General features: G+C 65.1%; 22 protein-coding genes. 7 read left to right on the top strand and 15 right to left on the bottom strand.

The features are described from left to right. Window positions 1-7: 7 nt before the first annotated feature. The 3 genes from CAPI_RS01160 to CAPI_RS01150 all read right to left on the bottom strand — a co-directional run bounded on the left by CAPI_RS01160 (window position 8) and on the right by CAPI_RS01150 (window position 3,130). Window positions 8-1,588, bottom strand: a complete 1,581-nt coding sequence (locus CAPI_RS01160) for an SLC13 family permease (RefSeq protein ID WP_018017439.1) — start codon at window positions 1,586-1,588, stop codon at window positions 8-10. 71 nt (window positions 1,589-1,659) lie between these two features. Further along, the gene (locus CAPI_RS01155; RefSeq protein ID WP_018017438.1) at window positions 1,660-2,634 is read right to left on the bottom strand and encodes an o-succinylbenzoate synthase; all 975 of its coding nucleotides are present in this window, start codon (window positions 2,632-2,634) and stop codon (window positions 1,660-1,662) included. Window positions 2,635-2,674: 40 nt separating this feature from the next. Next, window positions 2,675-3,130, bottom strand: coding sequence for a hypothetical protein (locus CAPI_RS01150; protein ID WP_018017437.1), 456 nt, complete (start codon window positions 3,128-3,130; stop codon window positions 2,675-2,677). A 191-nt stretch (window positions 3,131-3,321) separates the two neighbouring features. Between CAPI_RS01150 and CAPI_RS01145 the strand changes: the two genes are divergently transcribed. Next, complete coding sequence (locus CAPI_RS01145; protein ID WP_156806831.1) at window positions 3,322-3,462, top strand: hypothetical protein; 141 nt, start codon at window positions 3,322-3,324, stop codon at window positions 3,460-3,462. A gap of 71 nt (window positions 3,463-3,533) precedes the next feature. Further along, the gene (locus CAPI_RS01140) at window positions 3,534-4,460 is read left to right on the top strand and encodes a 1,4-dihydroxy-2-naphthoyl-CoA synthase (RefSeq protein WP_018017435.1); all 927 of its coding nucleotides are present in this window, start codon (window positions 3,534-3,536) and stop codon (window positions 4,458-4,460) included. 151 nt (window positions 4,461-4,611) lie between these two features. On the opposite strand, the gene CAPI_RS09605 is transcribed toward CAPI_RS01140, so the two are convergent. Then, on the bottom strand, window positions 4,612-4,722 hold the full coding sequence (locus tag CAPI_RS09605; protein ID WP_342662603.1) for a ribbon-helix-helix domain-containing protein: 111 nt from the start codon (window positions 4,720-4,722) through the stop codon (window positions 4,612-4,614). Between the two features lie 171 nt (window positions 4,723-4,893). Here CAPI_RS09605 and menE point away from each other — a divergent pair, with 171 nt between their 5' ends. Then, complete coding sequence (gene menE, locus CAPI_RS01130) at window positions 4,894-6,024, top strand: o-succinylbenzoate--CoA ligase (RefSeq protein WP_018017434.1); 1,131 nt, start codon at window positions 4,894-4,896, stop codon at window positions 6,022-6,024. Here menE and CAPI_RS01125 read toward each other — a convergent pair. Further along, complete coding sequence (locus CAPI_RS01125) at window positions 6,005-7,276, bottom strand: phytoene desaturase family protein (protein WP_018017433.1); 1,272 nt, start codon at window positions 7,274-7,276, stop codon at window positions 6,005-6,007. The two genes, menE and CAPI_RS01125, sit on opposite strands and share 20 nt — an antisense overlap. Then, window positions 7,276-8,148 (bottom strand): hypothetical protein, encoded by an 873-nt coding sequence (locus CAPI_RS01120; RefSeq protein ID WP_018017432.1) that lies wholly within the window; start codon window positions 8,146-8,148, stop codon window positions 7,276-7,278. The genes CAPI_RS01125 and CAPI_RS01120 overlap by 1 nt, the downstream gene beginning before the upstream one ends. Window positions 8,149-8,210: 62 nt before the next feature. Here CAPI_RS01120 and CAPI_RS01115 point away from each other — a divergent pair, with 62 nt between their 5' ends. Beyond that, complete coding sequence (locus CAPI_RS01115; protein ID WP_018017431.1) at window positions 8,211-9,080, top strand: 1,4-dihydroxy-2-naphthoate polyprenyltransferase; 870 nt, start codon at window positions 8,211-8,213, stop codon at window positions 9,078-9,080. A 17-nt stretch (window positions 9,081-9,097) separates the two neighbouring features. Further along, window positions 9,098-10,015 carry an AEC family transporter gene (locus CAPI_RS01110; protein WP_018017430.1) on the top strand — a complete coding sequence of 306 codons (918 nt, stop codon included), beginning with the start codon at window positions 9,098-9,100 and terminating at the stop codon, window positions 10,013-10,015. On the opposite strand, the gene CAPI_RS01105 is transcribed toward CAPI_RS01110, so the two are convergent. Beyond that, window positions 10,012-10,323, bottom strand: coding sequence for a DUF4229 domain-containing protein (locus CAPI_RS01105; protein WP_018017429.1), 312 nt, complete (start codon window positions 10,321-10,323; stop codon window positions 10,012-10,014). The two genes, CAPI_RS01110 and CAPI_RS01105, sit on opposite strands and share 4 nt — an antisense overlap. A gap of 55 nt (window positions 10,324-10,378) precedes the next feature. On the opposite strand from CAPI_RS01105, the gene CAPI_RS01100 reads away from it, so the two are divergent. Next, window positions 10,379-10,594, top strand: a complete 216-nt coding sequence (locus tag CAPI_RS01100; protein WP_018017428.1) for a hypothetical protein — start codon at window positions 10,379-10,381, stop codon at window positions 10,592-10,594. Here the strand turns inward: CAPI_RS01100 and galE are convergent. Continuing rightward, on the bottom strand, window positions 10,591-11,583 hold the full coding sequence (gene galE / locus CAPI_RS01095; RefSeq protein ID WP_018017427.1) for a UDP-glucose 4-epimerase GalE: 993 nt from the start codon (window positions 11,581-11,583) through the stop codon (window positions 10,591-10,593). The genes CAPI_RS01100 and galE overlap by 4 nt on opposite strands. Then, window positions 11,584-12,615, bottom strand: coding sequence for a c-type cytochrome biogenesis protein CcsB (gene ccsB / locus CAPI_RS01090; protein WP_018017426.1), 1,032 nt, complete (start codon window positions 12,613-12,615; stop codon window positions 11,584-11,586). 245 nt (window positions 12,616-12,860) lie between these two features. Between ccsB and CAPI_RS01085 the strand changes: the two genes are divergently transcribed. Further along, on the top strand, window positions 12,861-13,499 hold the full coding sequence (locus CAPI_RS01085) for a polysaccharide deacetylase family protein (RefSeq protein ID WP_156806869.1): 639 nt from the start codon (window positions 12,861-12,863) through the stop codon (window positions 13,497-13,499). 11 nt (window positions 13,500-13,510) lie between these two features. On the opposite strand, the gene CAPI_RS01080 is transcribed toward CAPI_RS01085, so the two are convergent. The 6 genes from CAPI_RS01080 to CAPI_RS01055 are packed head-to-tail and all read right to left on the bottom strand — an operon-like array spanning window position 13,511 to window position 19,207. Next, entirely contained in the window at window positions 13,511-15,091 is a 1,581-nt protein-coding gene (locus CAPI_RS01080) for a cytochrome c biogenesis protein ResB (RefSeq protein ID WP_051059706.1), read from the bottom strand. Window positions 15,092-15,141: 50 nt separating this feature from the next. Next, window positions 15,142-15,924 carry a cytochrome c biogenesis CcdA family protein gene (locus CAPI_RS01075; protein WP_018017423.1) on the bottom strand — a complete coding sequence of 261 codons (783 nt, stop codon included), beginning with the start codon at window positions 15,922-15,924 and terminating at the stop codon, window positions 15,142-15,144. Next, entirely contained in the window at window positions 15,925-16,503 is a 579-nt protein-coding gene (locus CAPI_RS01070; protein ID WP_018017422.1) for a TlpA family protein disulfide reductase, read from the bottom strand. Continuing rightward, a complete protein-coding gene (locus tag CAPI_RS01065) occupies window positions 16,504-17,106 on the bottom strand; it encodes a histidine phosphatase family protein (RefSeq protein ID WP_018017421.1) in 603 nt (200 codons plus the stop codon). Next, on the bottom strand, window positions 17,103-18,440 hold the full coding sequence (gene hemL, locus CAPI_RS01060) for a glutamate-1-semialdehyde 2,1-aminomutase (protein WP_051059705.1): 1,338 nt from the start codon (window positions 18,438-18,440) through the stop codon (window positions 17,103-17,105). Before hemL ends, CAPI_RS01065 begins: the two co-directional genes overlap by 4 nt. A gap of 38 nt (window positions 18,441-18,478) precedes the next feature. Then, window positions 18,479-19,207: a DedA family protein gene (locus tag CAPI_RS01055; RefSeq protein WP_018017419.1), complete on the bottom strand. Its 729-nt coding sequence runs from the start codon at window positions 19,205-19,207 to the stop codon at window positions 18,479-18,481. Between the last annotated feature and the right edge of the window lie 92 nt (window positions 19,208-19,299).

Here is a 19,299-nt window from a genome sequence, read left to right as displayed (position 1 = left end):
AGGGCCCCTAGAACACCAGCCCGAACACCGGTACGGCGAGGAAGAAGGTGGCTAGAGAGATCAGCACCAAGGCAATGAGGTTGAGCCAGATGCCGCCCTTAATCATCTGACCCATTGTGACGTGGCCGGAGGAATACGCGATTGCGTTGGGCGGGGTGGCCACCGGGAGCATGAAGGCGCAGGTGGCGGACAGGGCGACGGGAATCGCGAGCAAAAGCACATTCATCTCGGTAGAGGAGGTGAGCCCAATACCGACGGCCACGCCGCCCATGATCGGCAGGAAGGTCGCGGCGGTAGCCGTGTTGGAGGTCAGCTCGGTCAGCCCTAGAACTAGCGCGGCAACAGCGAGGATGAGCAAGAACACGGGAAGCCCCGCGAGCCCCTTCGCGGCCTCGCCGATCCATAGCGAAAGACCGGTCTGAGTGAACATCGCAGACAACGACAACCCTCCGCCAAAGAGCAGCAGGACATCCCAGGGCAAACCGTTTGCAGTCCCCCAGTCCAGGATTCGGGTCCCGTTCTTCCGCACCGGGACGATGAACATGAGTAGGCCTGCAATAATGCCCACCACGGCGTCGTCGTAAGGAATTGTCCAATCGAAGTAATCGATCCCGAGAGGGACAAACACCCAGGCCAAGGCCGCGACCAGGAAGATGATGCCGACAGCAATTTGGGGGAAAGTCCAGGGCCCGAGATTGCGGATCTCGCCACGGATAAGTTCTTTTCCGCCGGGGATCTGGTCGACCTCAGGTTTGAAAATGGTGATGAGCACGAACCACGCGACGAAGGTGAACACGATAGCTACGGGCATGCCCACGAGCATCCACTGCCCAAAGCCGATGTTGATGCCGTGGGCCTCACGCATATACCCGGCGAGCAGCGCGTTCGGCGGGGTACCAATGAGCGTTCCCAAGGAACCGATCGAGGCCGCGTAGGCGATCGCGAGCATGAGAGCGGTGGCGAAGTTCTTCTGGTTCTGCATGCCGCCCACCGTTTCAGCGGTGAGGGTGAGGACGGAGACGCCGATGGGCAGCATGACAACGGCGGTGGCAGTGTTGGAAACCCACATGGACATAAACCCCGTGGCGATCATGAAACCCAAGATGATGCGGCGCGGACTCGTTCCCACCAAAGACACGACGACAAGCGCGAGCCGGCGGTGGAGGTTCCACCGCTGCAGGCCCAGTGCCATGAGGAACCCGCCCATGAATAGGAAAATCGTTGAGGACGCATAGGGGGCAGCGATGGCGCTGAACTTCGCCACGCCCGCAAGGGGGAAAATCGCGATGGGTAGCAGCGCGGTGGCAGCTAGGGGGATCGCCTCCGTCATCCACCACACCGCCATGAGGACCGTGGTCGCCGCGACAATTCGCATGGCAGCGCCGCTATACGACGCCCCCGGGTCCGCCCCGGAAGACTGCGCGACGGTGTCTGCGGCCGAGGAGGGGAAGACGACGAAGGTGAGGGCGGCGAGGAGGATCCCCGCGGTGAGTCCGATGAGCTGGCGGCGCCATTCGCCGGGAGCGGGTGGCGTGGCGAGGTCACCCTCCGACAGCCGGGATGAGTCGTGTGTTACCGGAGTAGACAAGGAACACCCTTCAATTTTAAGAGGAAAAACTTCTTCGTTTCCCGCAAAACCTAACCGCCCTCGCGTCCGAATCAGACATTGAGGCCCCCATTTGGGTGCACCTCCAGGAGTGGTAGACAGTCTCGGACCCGCTGGAACCACCAGTCGCGACGTGGCCCGGGGGCGCGCAGCCCGTGGAGCCGCTCCGGGTCGGGGGTGGTGCGGGTGATCTCGAGGCGACCCCCGCGAAGCTCGCGCCGGGCGGCGACGTCCTCGACGAACAACCGCTGTGTGGCCAACCCCGCGGCCCGCGAACCTGTCAGCTTCGCTGCAACCAACCCCGCGTCGATGCCCACGGCGGTGTCGAGGGCGCTGGCCACCGTCAGCGACAGCCCCAGCTCCTCCCCGATCGAGACCAGCCTGCGCACCCCTCCCAAAGGGGCCGGCTTCACGACGCCCACATCCGCCGCGCCCACCTCCACCACGCGGTACGGGTCGGCGGCGCGCCGGATGGCCTCGTCCGCCGCGATGGGAGTGGCGACCCGCCGGCGCACCTCCGCGAGCTCCTCCACCGTGGCGCAGGGCTGCTCGATGTACTCCAGCTCCCCCAGCGCGGCGGCTGCTTGCACCGCCTCATCGACGGACCAGCCGCGGTTCGCGTCCACACGCACGGTCGCATCCGGGCGCGCGCGGCGCACGGCGGTGACGCGGGCGATGTCGTCGTCAAGCGACTGGCCCTTCTCCGCCACCTTGACCTTGAAGGTGCCCACCCCCGGGTAGCGTTCGAGCACCTCGGGGACCCGGGAGGCGGGCACCGCGGGCACTGTGCCGTTGACCTCGACCCAGCCGCGCGCCTCGGGCAGGCCGGTGAACGCGGCCTCGATCCCGGCGGCGAGCCAGCTGGCCGACTCCCCCGGACCGTATTCCACGAACGGCGAGAACTCCCCCCAGCCGGCGGGACCGTCGATGAGCAGGGCCTCACGGGTGTCAACCCCGCGAAAGGTGACGGCCATAGGCAGGGCGACCACGTGGGCGCGCTCGAGGATGCTGTCGAGGGTGGGGATCATGAAGCCCAGGGTAGTTGTGGTTCGGCCACATCAGGTTGATTCACCTCGACAACTTGGGTGAACGTATCGCCAGCGACTTCGTAGTGGTGGGGAGCGCCTTTTCGGCAGCGTCGCGCGCCCACGGAGCATCAATGAGCGCCACATCAGATCCGTCAACTCGGACCAATAGAGCGCCACTATTCCGGTCGACATGCAGGTCAACCTGGCCATCCGCCTCAACCCTGAACGACTTTTGATGTTCCTCTACGGGCGACGCAATACTCCACTCGAGTTGCATCCCCGAAGGAGTATCGGTCTTCTCGCCGATCCCACCTCTCGAGGCATTCCGAATTGTAATGCTCTTTGCGGATGGAGCAACGCTACGCGCAGCGTCACTGTTGTTGTTCACGGTTACAAATTGATCAGAGTCGGTGACGTCTTCAGCATTCGCCTTTTCCGCCACAACTCCGCCGGAAAGGATCACCGAAACACTGAGACGTGCGAGCAATTTCTTCATGGACCACTCCGTGTGTCGACGCGAAACCAATAGTCACGCATTGAATTAGGAATGTCCCCAAACTAGGACTGCGAGCTCCCTCACCGAAGAATCGACCACTCGGCTTAGGTTCTCCAGCCAAGAGGCTAGAACCCGCATCTCGCGGGCGAAACCCGAATTTAAAAGTCGGCACTAAAGTAGATAAGAAATGAGTGAATTACGCACGGGTGAGAATGATGGAAGGTATCGTCCGCACCCTCTACACGCCGACGGGGACCTCGATAAGCGAGCCGCTGGCCGTTCGGGAGGGTCTGAGGAAACTCATGGGAGACACGATAAACCCCCGCGTCTGAGGTGAGTAATACCTAACTTCGATTTTCTCCACACATCTGTTGTGAAATTGGCGACACGTAGGATGAACCGCATGACCTACTCCACCGAGCAGCCCTTCGACCTCGCGCAGTGGGACGAGGTCGGGGGCTTCGACTTCAGCGACATCACCTACCACCGCCACAACGGGAGCGGGCGCGCCAACGGCATCGTCCGCATCGCCTTCGACAGGCCCGAGGTGCGCAACGCGTTCCGCCCCCACACGGTCGACGAGCTCTACCGCGCGCTTGACGACGCCCGCCGCGACCCCACCGTCGGAACAGTGCTGCTCACCGGCAACGGGCCGAGCCCGAAGGACGGCGGCTGGGCCTTCTGCTCCGGCGGCGACCAGCGCATCCGCGGCCGCTCCGGCTACCAGTACGCCACGGATTCCGGCGAGGTCGACCAGGCCCGCGTCAAGGCCGAAGGCGGTCGCCTGCACATCCTCGAGGTGCAGCGCCTGATCCGCACCATGCCGAAGGTGGTCATCGCGGTGGTGAACGGCTGGGCCGCCGGCGGCGGGCACTCCCTGCACGTGGTGTGCGACCTGACCATCGCCTCTCGCCAGGAGGCGCGCTTCAAGCAGACCGACGCCGACGTCGGATCCTTCGACGCCGGCTACGGCTCCGCCTACCTGGCCAAGATGGTCGGCCAGAAGTTCGCCCGCGAGATTTTCTTCCTCGGCAGGACGTATTCGGCCGAGGAGATGCAGCGCATGGGCGCGGTCAACATCGTCGCCGACCACGCGCAGCTCGAGGAGGAAGCAATCGCCGCGGCCCGCGAGATAAACGGCAAGTCCCCCACCGCGCAGCGCATGCTCAAGTTCGCTTTCAATCTTGCCGACGACGGCCTGGTTGGCCAGCAGGTGTTCGCGGGCGAAGCGACCCGCCTGGCGTACATGACAGACGAAGCTGTGGAGGGACGGGACTCCTTCCTAGAGAAGCGCGCCCCGAACTGGGAGGCGTTTCCGTACTATTACTAGCCGGGCATGAGATCGAACCCAAGGCGAAGTTCCCGCCATTGCTCGGGGGCTCCCTCACCGTCATCTAGCGGTTCGGCCCACAATGACCAGGACGCAGCGTGGATCGCGTCCGCCTCATTAATGACGTGTTTCGTAGCGGACTTGGCCACTCTCATGCTGCGGTAAACGCGGCAATTGCCTGACGCATTAACTCCGACCGCGAAACATGTCTGTCGCGCGCTAATTCATCCAACGCCTCAACTTCGTCTTGGGTGAGACGCACTGCAATGAGTTGTAAAGGCCCGGCCCCCGGCCTGGCCTGCCACGCCCACGCTTCTTCAACTCGTCGACATCATAACCCGCTTCTGCTTCAGCGACCCACGCCTCAAGCTGCTGCTCATTCATTCGAACCGCCACGTAAATTGGCGGAGCGCCCCGACTACCATATTCCCCCGTGACGAATCACCTCGAAGTTCTTCCCGTTGACCCCCGCGACCCGCTGGCGATCATGGCTGACCTCGAGGAAGCCCTCTCGGGGCAGCGCGCACTTCTTCCTGTGCCGAAGGACGACCCCACCCGCGCCCACCTGCTGCGCACCACCCAGCGCGTCGGCGAACCCATCGACAGCGACATCGCGCTGGTCGTCTCCACCTCCGGTTCGACGGGTACGCCGAAGGGAGCGCAGCTCACCACTTCTAACCTGATCTCCAGTGCGGACGCTACTCACCAGGCATTGGGCGGCCCCGGTCAGTGGGTCCTTGCCATGCCCGCTGCATTCATCGCGGGCATCCAGGTGTTGGTTCGCAGCATGGTCGCTGGAGTCGAACCGGAGTTCCTTGACCTCTCCCAGGGATTCCACGTCTCGGAGTTCGCCGCGAAAACCCGCGCCATCTCGCGCACCGGCGAGCGGTGTTACACCTCGCTGACCCCCATGCAGCTGGCCAAGGCCACGTCGACGTTAGAAGGGATAGTCGCTCTGCGCCAGTACTCTGCCGTCCTCGTTGGGGGCGCGGCGACGAACCCGCGCCTACTCGAGTCGGCGCGCAGGTTGCGGATTCGCGTAGTCACCACGTACGGCTCGTCGGAAACCGCGGGCGGGTGTGTCTACAACGGCCGCCCTATCGCGGGCGCACGGGTGCGCATCAGCGGCGGCCGCATCCACCTCGGAGGGCCGATGGTCGCCCTCGGCTACCGTAATGTTCCCAGCCATGAGGCGTTCGCCGAGCCCGGCTGGTTTGCCACCTCAGACGCGGGCGTTCTTCACGACGGCACCCTCACCGTCACCGGGCGCCTCGACAACATCATCGACTCCGGCGGCCTCAAGCTCCACCCAGAGGTACTGGAGACGTTCATGCTCGGCATCGAGGGCGTGATCGCCGCGTGCGTCGTCGGTGTCCCCGACGAGCGGCTGGGCCAGCGCATCTGCGCCGCCTACACGGGTTCAGCACCCGTGCCCGTTCTGATGGAAGCCTTTGATGACCTGCCCCGCTGGCAGGTGCCGAAGGAGCTCAAGCCGGTCCCGGCGCTGCCTCTCCTCGGCCCCGGCAAAGTCGACCGTGCCGCGGTCAGAGCATTGTTCGGGTAGCCTCTTGCGCGGCCCACACCCCCGCCATCCCATGGACCCCCGCGCCCGGCGCGGTCGCGCCACTTGCCAAGTACACGCCGCCACCTAGCGACCGCGGGTGCCGGAACAGCAGCTGCCGCAGGTTCATGTCGCCCGCCGCGATGTCGCGAATATATCCCGTAACATGCCGCGCCTCGACGACGTCGCGAAAGCCGGGCGCGAAGCGCTCGATTTGGCGCGCGATGTGCTCGCTGGCATCCCCGTCAAAACCCCGCGGGACGTGGGCGTAGGTCCACAACACCCGACCCCGCGATGGGTCGGCGACGTACTGCTGGCCCACCATGACGAACGGGGCGTCCGGCATCCTCCCCCGCGCAATCTCACTTTCCGACGCCACAATGTCCCGCGCGGTCCCCCCCACGTGCACCGTCCCCGCCTCCCCGACGCGCGGGTCGCGCCACGGCACCGGCTCACGCAGCAACCAGTCCACCTTGAACACACCCGGCCCCTCGCGCCACGGCCGCACCCGCGCACCCAGCCGTTCCGCCTCCCAGGGAGGCATATTCAATACGACGACGCGGTCGCGGGGCACCTCCCGCACATCGATACCTGTGTGGATCTCCACCCCAAGAGACTCGGCGCGGGCAGCAAGCTTGTCGACGATCCCGCGACTGCCTCCCCGCACCACCGGCCACCCCACCGACGCGGCAAGGGCACCGAACAACACCCCGAACGCTCCCGTCAGCGGCCGGCCCGGCGAACTGAACGAGTGCACGGCGTTGCCCGCCAGCAGCGCTTTCGCGGCCTCCGTCCGGAAGAGGACGGTCCCAAGCGTCGCAGCCGGAAGCGCTCCCCGCACCCCAAAGCGGGCGAAGGCCAGCGGGTGCGGGGGCACGCGCCACAGCGTTGGGCCGAGGATGTTGTCCAGGTGGTCGCCGATGTGGGCTGCAACAGGGCCGTGCACGCGGTTCCACGTCGCTTGGTCAGGGCCGAGCGCGTCCAGGAACCCTGTTGAGTGCTCGAGCGGGTGGGCCACGGGCCGCGGCGGGTGGGCCCACTCCACTCCCAGATCGCGCAGAGTCGCCGCGCCGAAGGGGAAGGCAGCGGCGCCGACGTCACTAATCGTGCCCGGGAAATAGGAGTCGGAGCGGCACGACCCACCCACCTCGTCGTTGCGCTCAAAGACGCGGACCCGCCAACCCAGCTGCGCCAGCCGGATCGCAGCAGCTAGCCCATTGGGTCCTGCGCCCACGACGGTCGCGGTGGCGCTCATCAGAGCTCCGTGGCGCCGTCGAAGAGTTTGAGCTCGTCCGCGCGCGTGTATGTCTGCGCGATCTGCTCGTCGTTTCCCCCGCCACGCAGGTTGGCGCGCACAAGCGCGCCACCTTGCGAGCCCGGAACCAGGGAAAACTCCCGCGGGTGCGGAAAGACCTGCCGGACTAAGTGGTCGGAACGCAGGGCGCAGGCGTTGAGCCACACGTCGTCGGCAAGCGGGGCGTGCTGCGAAAACGCCAGGCCCTGCTGTGCCACGTAGTCAACCATCGACGCCGGGTAAGCCACCCCAGACACCCCGGTGGCGAAGTTGCGCCGCGAGGGTTCGGTTGTATCGACGGCCTTCCACTTCACATAAGGCGCGATGGCACCATCCAGGAGGGCGATTTGGTGTGCGCGGTACGCGGTGACGCAGTCGGGGCTCGCATCCGAGGCATTCAGAAGCTTGTCGACGAACCAGCGCGGGTACATCATGTCGTCGTCAATCGTAATGACTCGGGTAGCCGTACCCGCGAACTGCTGGAACGTGCCATAATACTTGGTGTGCGGGCCGTACTGCCCGTCGGAGCGGTGAACGTGCAGGCCGCGGTCAGCGAGCGAACGCAGTCCCTTCGGCCACGGCCCGTCAAAGTCCTCTGCGTCCAGCCAAAGGTGCACAGGTAACCGCCTGGTGCCCACGAGCAGCGAGGAAACCGCCACGACCGCCGACGAGAGGCGTTTGCCGTAGGAGGTCAAAGACACGACCGTGCTGTCTTCACCCGGCTCCGCGGGGAAGGAAAACGGCGCGTTGCGTGCCATGACACGCAGGCGCGGCGCCCGCGCGGCCGCGGACGCATAAGTAATCACCTGACGTGCGGCATAGTCGACCCACATGCCGGGTAACTTTAGCCGGGCGATGCGGCCTGCGTGAACCTGGAAGGGCAAGATGGTAACCCATGACACCCACTCGCGACTGGTTCATGGCCTCCCGCCCACACACCTGGCCCAACGCCTTCGCCCCCGTCATTGCCGGTACCGGCGCCGCGTTTCACGCTGGGGAGGGTTCGTTCGGTCGCGCCCTCCTAGCAGCGGTCGTCGCTTGGGCGCTCATCGTCGGTGTCAACTACGCCAACGACTACTCCGACGGCATCCGCGGCACCGACGACGACCGCCGCGGACCCGTCCGTCTCACCGCCTCGGGGCGTGCCAAGCCCCAGCACGTCAAGTACGCCGCGTTCGCTGCCTTTGCCGTGGCGGGGTTGTTCGGCGTCGCGCTCGTCGCGGTCTCCTCAACGTGGTGGCTCATCCTCCTCGGCGCCGTGTGCATCGCGGCGGCGTGGTTCTACACGGGCGGGTCCCGGCCCTACGGATACGCCGGGTTTGGTGAGGCCGCGGTGTTCGTTTTCTTCGGCCTGGTCGCGGTGCTGGGCACCGAGTACACCCAGGCCGGCCGCATCACATGGGCTGGCGCACTGTGCGCCGTGGCGATCGGGGCCATCTCCGCATCCGTCAACCTGGCCAACAACATCCGCGACATCCCCACCGATGCCGTCGCCGGGAAGCGCACCGTGGCTGTCCGGCTCGGCGAGGTGTGGGCGCGCCGCTTGTTCGTCCTTCTGACGATTGTGCCGTTCCTCGCCTCGCTCCTGTTGGGTGCGCTCTCGCTCCCCTGCCTCTTCGGCCTGGCGGCGTTGCCGCTGGCCATCGCAGCGATACGCGTCGTGCTCGGTGGCGCCACGGGTGCCGCGCTCATCCCAGTGCTCGGGATGAACGGCCGGGCCATGCTCGTGTGGGCTGCGATCACTGCGCTGGCCCTGGGGGTGTGACGGGTAGCATCGTCGGAGTGCTCAACGTCGTCACCGCATTCGCCATCATTTTCGTGGTAATCGGTGCGGGGTTCGTGCTCTCGCGGACGGGTGTCATCGGCACAGGAGAGGCGCGGCTGCAGCTCAACCGCATCGCCTTCTACGCCGCGACGCCGGCGCTGATCTTCTCCAACGTCTCGGTGTCGGACAACTCGGCCTTCTTCTCACCGGTCGTGCTGGTCATTGGGGCTTCCTCCTTTGCGACGATGGCCCTGTTCTGGACTCTGAGCAGACTGTTCTTCCGCCGAGACGTGCCAAACACCATGGCCGGGGCCGCAGCCTCGTGTTACTACAACTCGGTCAACATCGGACTCCCCGTCGCAACCTATGTCATCGGAGATGCAACCTACGTCGTGCCCGCGCTTGTCCTGCAGATGACGGTTGTCTCCCCGATCGTGATCGCCGGGTTGAATGCGAACGGCACCGGGGGCGTGCGCGCCGTCGTTAAGTCGATGGTGTCCGGGCTGACCGCACCGGTCGTAGTGGCCGCGATCGCGGGCGCCCTCGTCGCGGAGTCGGGCCTGGCCATCCCCGACCCAGTCCTCGCCCCGCTGAAAATCCTCGGCGGCGCGTCGATCCCCCTCATCCTCATGAGCTTCGGCGCCTCATTGAACGGCTCCGCCGTGCTGCACGACGACCCCGTGCCGACCCTCATCGCGACCCTGCTCAAGCTCGTTGGGATGCCACTGATCGCGTGGGCGGTTGCCACGGCGCTCGGTTTGGAGGGCACCCACCTTTACGCGGCGCTGATCTTGGCCACGCTGCCTACGGCGCAAAACGTCTACAACTACACCGCAACGTACGGGGCTGGGACAACGGTAGCCCGGGATACGGTACTGCTCACCACGTTCCTCTCCATGCCGGCGATGCTCCTCATCGCGGCCGCGTTCCGCTAACGCTCGGAAAGCTCCCCGCGAATCCAGTTCTTGCGGGCATCGCGCTGCCGCTTCCACTCCGCCAGCGCCGCATTGGCCGCCAGACGCTGCTTGGAAAACAGCATCATGGACAGGGGGAAAGCGAGGATTAGGGCGAGGAGCGCGGACATGATGAGGGGCACGGGGGCATCGATAAGAACTGCTACGAGCTGGATGGCCACCGTGAGCGCAATGAAAAGGAGGAGGCGGTAGAGGCCGTAGAGCGCGGCCGCCTTGTTGGCGCGGGAGCGCGCCGCCGGGTCCGGGGTGAAATCCTGGGGGGTTGACACAACCCGGTAGCCTACTCACCCCCCTGATGTCCGACCCAACCAGTATCGTGGGCGTATGGGAAGAATTCTGCTGTTGCTGCTGGTGGTGTTGGCGGTCTACCTCATGTGGCGTGCGTTCGGGCCGGGCAGCAGCTCGCGGGGCGCGGACCAGCCCCCCGCTATCAAGGGCCCAGACGATGACGAGGAGTTCCTCTGGAACATCGAAAAGAAGCGCTTCAAAGAGCGGCGCGCTCGGGAAGAGGAAGAACGCAAACGCCGGGATGAGAGCTAGCGCAGGGCCGCTTCGTCACGGAGCACCGCCGGTAACTTGGCCGCCCACTGCAGGGAGTGTCGCACACCCTGGGCGAGCGTGAACTCCGGCCGCCACCCCAGTACCTCGGCAGCCTTGTCGACGCGTGCGGCAGAACCCACCACGTCACCCTCGCGACGGGGCGCGGGCACGACATCGAGTGGCTCACCTGTTGCCTCCCCCACCGCGCTGGCGAGTTCGAGCACCGTCGTGCCCGTGCCGGTGCCGAGGTTGATGGCCTCGTACTCCCCGAGCTCCCTCTGGAGGGCCGCCACGTGGGCGCGCGCCAAGTCCCACACGTGGACGTAGTCACGCAGGCCAGATCCGTCGCGGGTGGGCCAATCCACGCCCGTCACAAAGAAGGGCTGATGCTGTTGGTGGGCGGTGATCATCTTGCCCAGAGCGTGGCTAGGCGCCGGGTTCTGAAGTCCCGTCCGCATCTGCGGGTCCGCACCGATCGGGTTGAAGTAGCGCAGGGCGACGGCGCTGATCCGGCCGGTGGCGGCGGTATCGGCTAAGACCCGCTCGAGCATCCACTTCGATGCGGCGTACGGACTTCCCGGGTTGACCGCGCTGGCCTCGCTGACCATGAAATCCGGGTCTGGCTCATACATCGCCGCTGTCGAGCTGAGCAGGAAGCGGCGCACCCCGCGGGCCGAGAGGGCGTCGATAAGGGCCACGGCCTTGGCCACATTGGTGTCGTAGTACGCCAGGGGCTGCTCCACCGATTCAGGCACCACGATCTTCGCGGCGCAATGCACCACGGCGTCAATGTCCGGGTGCTCATCAACGATGCGGGTGAGCAGCGCGACGTCCGCGATATCACCCTCGTAGTGGGCGTAGCGGGCGGCGAAGACGCGCAGGCCCGTGGAATAGTCGTCGAGGATGACCGGCGTGATGCCCGCGTCCTCGCAGCACGACGCGATCGTGGATCCGATGTAGCCGGCCCCGCCGGCGATGAGCACCTTCATCTAATTCAGCCCCGCGTAGGAGTGCAAGCTGGCGATGACGAAGTTGACGTAGGTCATGTTGAAAATGGTCATGGCCAGCGCGAAGACGTTGATCCACGCGGCGCGCGAGTTCTTCCAGCCAGCGGTGGCGCGGGCGTGCAGGTAGGCCGCGTAGAGGATCCACGTGATGAGGGACACCGTCTCCTTTGCGTCCCAACCCCAGAACCGGCCCCACGCAACTTCGGCCCACACGGCGCCGAGCGTGATGCCGATGCCAAACAGCGGCAGCGTCACAATGGCCGTCTTGTAGGCCAGCTCATCGAGCGTCTTCGCGGTGGGCAGCGGCCGCACCAGCGCGCCGATCACACCGTGCTCCTCCCCCCGCGGCTGCCACATGCGCAACAGGTAGAGCAGCGAGAATATCCCGGACACGATCCCGACGGACGCTCCAACCGACACCGAGGACACGTGCACCGGCAGCCAGTACGACTGCAGCGCCGGCACCACGGGGGCCGCCTTCATGTGGAAGACCGTCGAGTTCAAGTACATCGCCACAATCAGCGGCGCAAGCAGCCAGGGGTAGAGGGAGTACCACTTCTTGCGCTGGATGGTCACAGCCGCAACAACCATAATGACGGCCGTCATCATGAGGATGTACTCGTACAGATTGCCCAGCGGGAACCGGCGCGCACCGAGCCCGCGGGTGATCACCGCTGCGACGTGCAGCAGGATCCCGAGCCAAATGAGGGCCTGGGTCATCCCCGCCCACTTCCGCGCACCTGCTACGCGCTTGTCGTACTCGAGCTCATCGAACACCGGCTTGTCGACGCCTTCTGGCTCGTCCACCACGATCGAAGCGCCCCCAGCCCCCACGGCCACCTTGTCCTGGTCACGGGCCCGGTCACGCACCGCCGCTTTCTCGCGGCGCATGTCCACCACGCTAAACATCCGCCCGTAGTAGAGGCACGACATGAGCATTGCCACGATGTAAATGACAAACGCCGTCCGGAACGTCAGGTCGGACAGATCCGCCATTGTGGTGTTCACAAGCATAGGGTTAACCTACTCCACCCTATCGATACAGGCCAAGGGCACAATCAACCGCGCGATGTTACTATCCCCCTGTGCATACCCCGCGCAAGCCGGCGCACCTTACGCGCCGAGCGCTGATTCTAGGTGCTCTGGGCACCGCCTGTGCCGTTGCGGTGGACGGTAGGAGCAGAAAAACAGTGCCCGCCGCGGCATTTCCGCCCGCCCCCGTTGTCCCGCCACCGCCGGGACCCGAGCACTACACAGGAATGGTGCCAACTCAGTTTGGAATGGATCTCCCAGGAATTACCAGGACCGTTCCCACGAGTCCTGGAGTCCGCACTCTAGCACTCACCTTCGACGCGTGCGGGGGCCCTCACGGCTCGGCTGTCGACTGGAAGCTCATCAACGTTTTGCGGCGTCACCGCGTACCCGCCACTCTCTTCTTCAACTCCCGGTGGGTGGAAGCGAACCCGACCCCTCGAGCCGAGCTTTCCAATGACCCGCTCTTCCAGATTGAAAGCCACGGCGCGACTCACGCACCGATGTCGGTAACGGGCCGCTCCGCCTACGGCATTCCAGGTACGTCAAGTCCCTCCGAGGTCATCGCCGAGATCGCGGGCGCTTCCCGCTGGTTCCGCGCCGGCACAGCACACTATGACGACGTCGCCGTACGCATCATCCGAGACCGCGGGATCCGCATTGCGGGGTTCACTACCAACCTCGACTACGGAGGCACCGCGAGCCCAGACGCGGTCACGACGAACCTGCTCGGCGCGCCCGACGGCGCGATAATTCTCGGTCATATGAACCAGCCCCGCGGCGGAACAGCTATCGGGGTCGACGCCGCACTGAACCGCCTTGCCAACGTCCAGTTTGTGAAGCTCCCGCTGGTGACGTCCGCCTAAGAGGAGTTGCTCTACCCTAACTCGTCCATTTCGTCGTCTGAGCTGTGCTCTTCCCGCACCCGACCCAACACATCGTCAGCGATGCGCTCGAACTCGGGGCCCCACCCGGCGCGGTCGGTGCGGGCCAGGCCGCCGAGCTCCACGCGCGTGCCCGAATCGGTGGGTATGTACCGTACCCAGATCCGCCGCCGCTTGATTGTCAGCGACCCAATCAGGGAGGCCAGCATGACTACGGTAGCCACCAGGGACCACACCTGGGTCGGGTCGCGCGAGATTTGGTAGTTTGCGTACTCCGCAGCGCCGTCGAAACGTACCGTGATGCCACCCGGGATAGTCACCTCTTGACCCGGTGTGAGGTTCAGGCGTTGCACCTTCTCCAGCTGGCCACTGGCGATCAGCGACTGGTCCAGCACGAAGATGTTCTGTGAGCGGCCAGTATCCAGCCCGGCGTCACCCACGTAGACATCGACAGCCATCGCTGGGTCATCCATCGCGGGAAACGACGACTGCAGCATGTCGTCATTCGGCCCCGTCCACTTAGCGGTCGGCGCGAACACCCCCTCAATGGCGATCTGGTTCTCGCGCCGCTGCGTCAGGTCTGGGAACATACCCGCCGGCGGGTCGAAACGCATCACTCCGGAGGAGAGGAAGTTCTGCACGTCCGTGGGGCGGAACTGAATCATTTGCGTGCGAGTCTCACCGTCCGGCCACGTCACCGTGATCTGCGGCGCGAAACCGTGGCCTTGCAGGTACACGCGGTCGCCGTTTACCCGCAGCGGGTGGTTGACACGCAAGGTGGTGGGCTCCCAGGTGCCAGGGTCGCTATCCACATCCGTGGTATACGTGATGTCCGAGCTAAACCCGCTGGCCTGGCCCGTGTTGAGGTAATCAGCGGAAAAGTTCTTGGATTCAAGGCAGAAGGGGGTCAGCCCGGTGCCGTCGAAAAGCGGGCCGGCCCGGAAGACATCGAAGTTGGCGGGCGAGGTGTTGCAAAACTCGCGGGACTGGGTCACCGGCACCGCGGAGGGCGATTCCGAGTTGGTCACCACGATGACCTGGCCTTCGTAAAACACCAACCTGCCTGCGGTAAAGGCGACGATCACGCCCACCAGGCCGATGTGGAACAGCAGGTTCATCAGCTCTCGACTGTGACCACGCTCGGCGGCGAGCGACGCAGCCCCCGCCCGGTCTTCCTCTGCGGAGTACGAGGCGACGTGCCATTTCTTCAGCACGCGGCGCACATGCGTATCGACGTCTTCCGCGTCCTGCTCCACCACGCCCTCCGCATACAGTGGCATGCGGGTGAGGAACTTGGGCGCGCGCGTGGGCTTGGCGCGGAAGGCACGCCAATGGTCGATGGAGCGCGGGATGATGCAGCCGACCAGGGACACCATCAACAGGGCCACAATGGCGACAAACCACGTGGACCCGAAGACGTTGAACAGCTGGAGCCGGTCGTAGATGGGGCCCATCGTGGGGTTGGCGGCGAGGAAGTCGTCGACAAGCGTGGCGCTGACGCTGCGCTGCGGCAACAGCGCACCGGGAACGGACGCGAGCGCGAGAAGAAACAGCAGCACGAGAGCCGTGCTCATGCTTGTAAGCCAGTGCCAGGCCTTGCGAAGCCAACGCAACAAAGCGCCTCCTAGATAACGGTGCCGCCGTAACCGACGACGAGCTGGCGAGTCCAGCCGACGAAGTAGTTCCACACGCCGGTGAGCAGAAGGAGACCAACCGCGATCATCAGCACAGCGCCGATGAGCTGGATTGCCCGGGAGTGCCGACGCAAAAAGTCAACGCCCGAAACGGCCTTGGCCGAACCCATCGCCACCAAGAGAAACGGTAGACCCAAACCGAAACAATAGGCGAGCACCAGCGCACTACCCCGCATCGCGGTCACTCCCTGCGTGCCTACGGAGACAGAGACGACGGCGGCGAGGGTCGGGCCGAGGCAGGGCGTCCACCCCAGCGCGAATACGCCGCCCAGCAGCGGCGCGCCCATCCACGTCGCCCAGCGACGCGGCGCGAGGCGCGTGTCCTTTTGCAAAGCGGGGACCCATCCGGCGAAGACCAGGCCCATCAGGATGGTGACCACCCCGCCGGCGCGCATCAGGGTGTCCGCGTTGAGGGTGAGCGCGCTGATCGCCCCGAAGACCGAGACGGTGGCCAGCAGAAACACCACGGTGAAGCCCAGCACGAACAGGCCCGCGGCGCCGACCACAGCCCACTGTCTGCGACGCCCGACTCGCGGTCCGGATTCGTCGATCACCATCTCCCCTCCCACCACTCCGGTGAGGTAGGACATGTACCCCGGGACCAGCGGGATCACGCACGGAGAGGCGAAGGAAACCAACCCCGCGAGCGCCGCCGCAAACATGCCGACGATGACGGGACCGTTCGTCACCAGGTTGCTGAGAGCGTCGCCCATTTAGGCGTCCGCCTCCGCTCGCACCACCGCGAGGATGTCGTCGGCCGTCACCTCGCGGAGGAACACTGCCGCGGGTCGATGCTGTTTGTCCAACACAATGGTCGTCGGGATAACGGAACTGGGTACCCCTCCGAGGCTGGCGGCGGTCTTGAATGGCGGGTCGTAGAGCGACGGGTAGGTCACGCGATTGTCCGCAACGAAGTCGCGGGCGATATCCGCGTTGTAGTCGCGGACATTGATACCCAGCACCGTGCCGGTGCCATCAGCCGCAAGCGACTCCTGGACCTGCTCTAAATCGTCTACTTCGGCGCGGCACGGTGCGCACCACTGTCCCCAAGCGTTGAGGACGACGATTTGCCCGTCGAAATCCGAGAGGTTGACGGTGGCACCGGGGGTGGTCAACGACTCACCGGAAAATTCCTTGACGGGCTTGCGCTCAGCCTCGTCGTAGAAGATCTCGACCTTCCCGCCCGGGGAGTGAAACGAGTACGTGCTTCCTTCGTCCCCAGAGCGGCAGCCTGCAAGCCCTGTTGCGAGCGCAGCTGCACACAGCGCAGCAAGCGCGCGTCGGTGTCGCATCTAGATATCCTTTGCCGGTTGACTGTAGGACCAGTCAACAACATCGCCGCCGTTGAAGACAACCGAGGTCACGCTGGCCAGATCGCACTCGCGGCTCATGTGGGCCAACGGTTTACCCTGCACGAAGCGTTGCACCGTCACAATGGGCAACTGGTGGCTGACCAAAACGGCCTCGTGGCCCTCGGCTTCATCGCGAGCGCCCTCGACCTCCCGCCACATCCGCTCGAGGATATCGCGGTAGGACTCGCCCCAGCTGGGGCGGGCGGGGTTGGTCATGTGGCGCCATCGGATCGGGTTGATCAGCTGCGAGCGCCACCCCTTCGTTCGCAACCCCTCGAAGGTGTTGCCCGCCTCCACGATCCCCTCGCGGGTGCCGACCTCAAGGCCCGTGACCTCCGCGATGGGCTGCGCGGTTTCCTGGGCGCGCTCCAGCGGGCTCGCGGCAAGGTAGGTGACGTCGCGCCCACGAAAGAACTGCGAGGTCGCGGCCGCCATTGAGCGCCCGCGCGAGGAAAGGTGGTACCCCGGCATCTTCCCGTAGAGGATCTTCTGGGGGTTGTAGACCTCGCCGTGGCGGACGAGGTGAACCGTCGTGCGCGTCATGCGTCGCCCTCTTGGGCGGCAGCGGCGGCGCGCGCTGCGGGGGCAAGCGCGCGTTCAATCGTCGAAAAGTCATCCGCGGTGAGCGCCGTAGAAACAAACCACGTTTCAAACGCGCTCGGCGGGGCGTAAACACCACTTTCCAGCAGTGCGTGGAAGAAGGGCGCGTAGCGGAACGTGTCCGCGGCCTTCATCTCCTCGAAGTTGCGTCCCTCGCCTTCCGCGAAACGCACCGAGAGCATTGTCGACGCCCGCTGCACGTGATGTTCCACGCCCTGCTTGGTCAGCGCGTCCCTGATCAGCTCCTCCAGCGTGTCCGCGTTGCGTAGCAGCACAGGGTATATATCCTCGGTGGCCAGACGCAGGGAGGCAGCACCCGCCGCCACCGCGACGGGATTGCCCGACAACGTGCCGGCCTGGTACACGGGTCCGACCGGCGCGAGGCGCTCCATAATCTCCGCGCGCCCACCGAAGGCGGCGGCCGGCAGCCCGCCCGAGACGACCTTGCCAAAGGTCGTCAGGTCCCCCGCCACGTGGTCAACCCCGAACCAGCCGTTGTAGGACGTGCGGAACCCCGTCATCACCTCATCGAGTATCAGCAGGGCGCCGTGCTCGTGCGCGATGTCGCGCAGCGTCGCGTTGAACCCCTCGGCCGGTTTCACCGTGCCCATATTGCCCGCGGCGGCTTCCGCGATGATGCAGGCGATCTCGCCTTCGTTCTCGGCAAACGCGTGGCGCACCGCATTCACGTCGTTGTACGGCACGACGATCGTGTCTGCGGCCTGGGCGCCCGTCACACCCGGCGAGTCAGGCAGTGAAAACGTAGCCAACCCCGACCCCGCCGACGCGAGCAACGCATCGACGTGCCCGTGATAACACCCGTCGAACTTGAGCACCTTCGCCCGGCCCGTATACCCCCGGGCAAGACGAACGGCGGACATGGTGGCCTCAGTCCCCGAATTAACCAGGCGGACTTCCTCCACCGACGTACGCTCGATGATCAGTTCCGCCAGCTCGACTTCGCCCTCGGTCGGTGCGCCAAAAGACAGACCCTGCGCGGTAGCCTTCTCGACGGCCGCAGCGATCTCAGGGTGCGCATTGCCATGAATCATTGGCCCCCAGGAATTCACTAAGTCAACGTAGGCGTTGCCATCGACGTCGTAAAGCGTGCTGCCCTTCGCCCTAGCGATAAAGCGAGCCTGTCCCCCGACCGACGCAAACGCGCGTACGGGCGAGTTCACCCCGCCGGGTATGACGCGACGGGCGCGGTCGAAGAGTGCTGCCGAACGCGCGGTGTTCATGGTGGGGCTCATGCTGGGCGCGGGGAGGTCAGTCATGTGGAGCCATTCTAGGCCATCCGCACCATCCGAAAGTTTTACTGGCTCGGCTGGCGCTTGCTTTGGCCCTTGAACGCTCCGACGAATATCACGACGAGAAGCGCGATGGCCACCCAGTTTGCGACCCGCGCGTACTGCTCCAGCACGTAGACAACGGGTTCTCCAATCACCATGCCCAACGCGAAGTACCCCAGCGACCACAACGTCTTGGCCACAAAGTTAAGAACCATGAACTTCCACAGGGGCATACCCGCCGTACCCGCAAGCACGAACACAACCAGCGCGATGGGCAACGGGATGGGGACGTAGGCGAGGAAGATTCCCAACCAGCCGAGTTTGAGCGCCCACGCCTCAGCGCGCGCTATGTTGCGGGCGGAGCGCTTCGACCTGCCCGCCTGCACCTCGAGCATCCCGCGGCCCCACAGCTTTCCCGCCCACCAGTAGATCCAATCGAACTTGATCGCCATCACCGAACCGACAAGCAGGTAGAACAACCAGTTATCCGCCTGGCCCACTGCTTGAAGGGCACCCGTCGACGCTGCACCGATTCTCGAACCCGTCAGCGCCAGCATCACGGGCGGATCCAAACCAAGGAGCCACGCCCGCAGCGGGATCATGGCCAGGCCGAACAACCCTACAAAGCCGAACCAGCCCAGGCACCAGTAGTCCTGCTTCGTCGGCTTGGAGTTCCACGGCAGGCCGTCTTGTTCCCACCATTCTTGTGTGTCTTGTTTGGTGGGTTCTTCGGTTGGTTCTCGGGTCGGCATGACCAATAAAGCTACCTCGTGCCGCGCTTCTTAGCGGAGTGCTGCCCCTCCTCTCAACCCCCAGACGTACTGGCACCTTTACGAAAAGGTTT

Origin of the sequence: Corynebacterium capitovis DSM 44611 (assembly GCF_030440535.1) — a bacterium.
Classification (GTDB): Bacteria; Actinomycetota; Actinomycetes; order Mycobacteriales; family Mycobacteriaceae; genus Corynebacterium; species Corynebacterium capitovis.
Note: the sequence above shows the minus strand (reverse complement) of the source record. Positions and strands in the feature narration are given on the sequence as shown.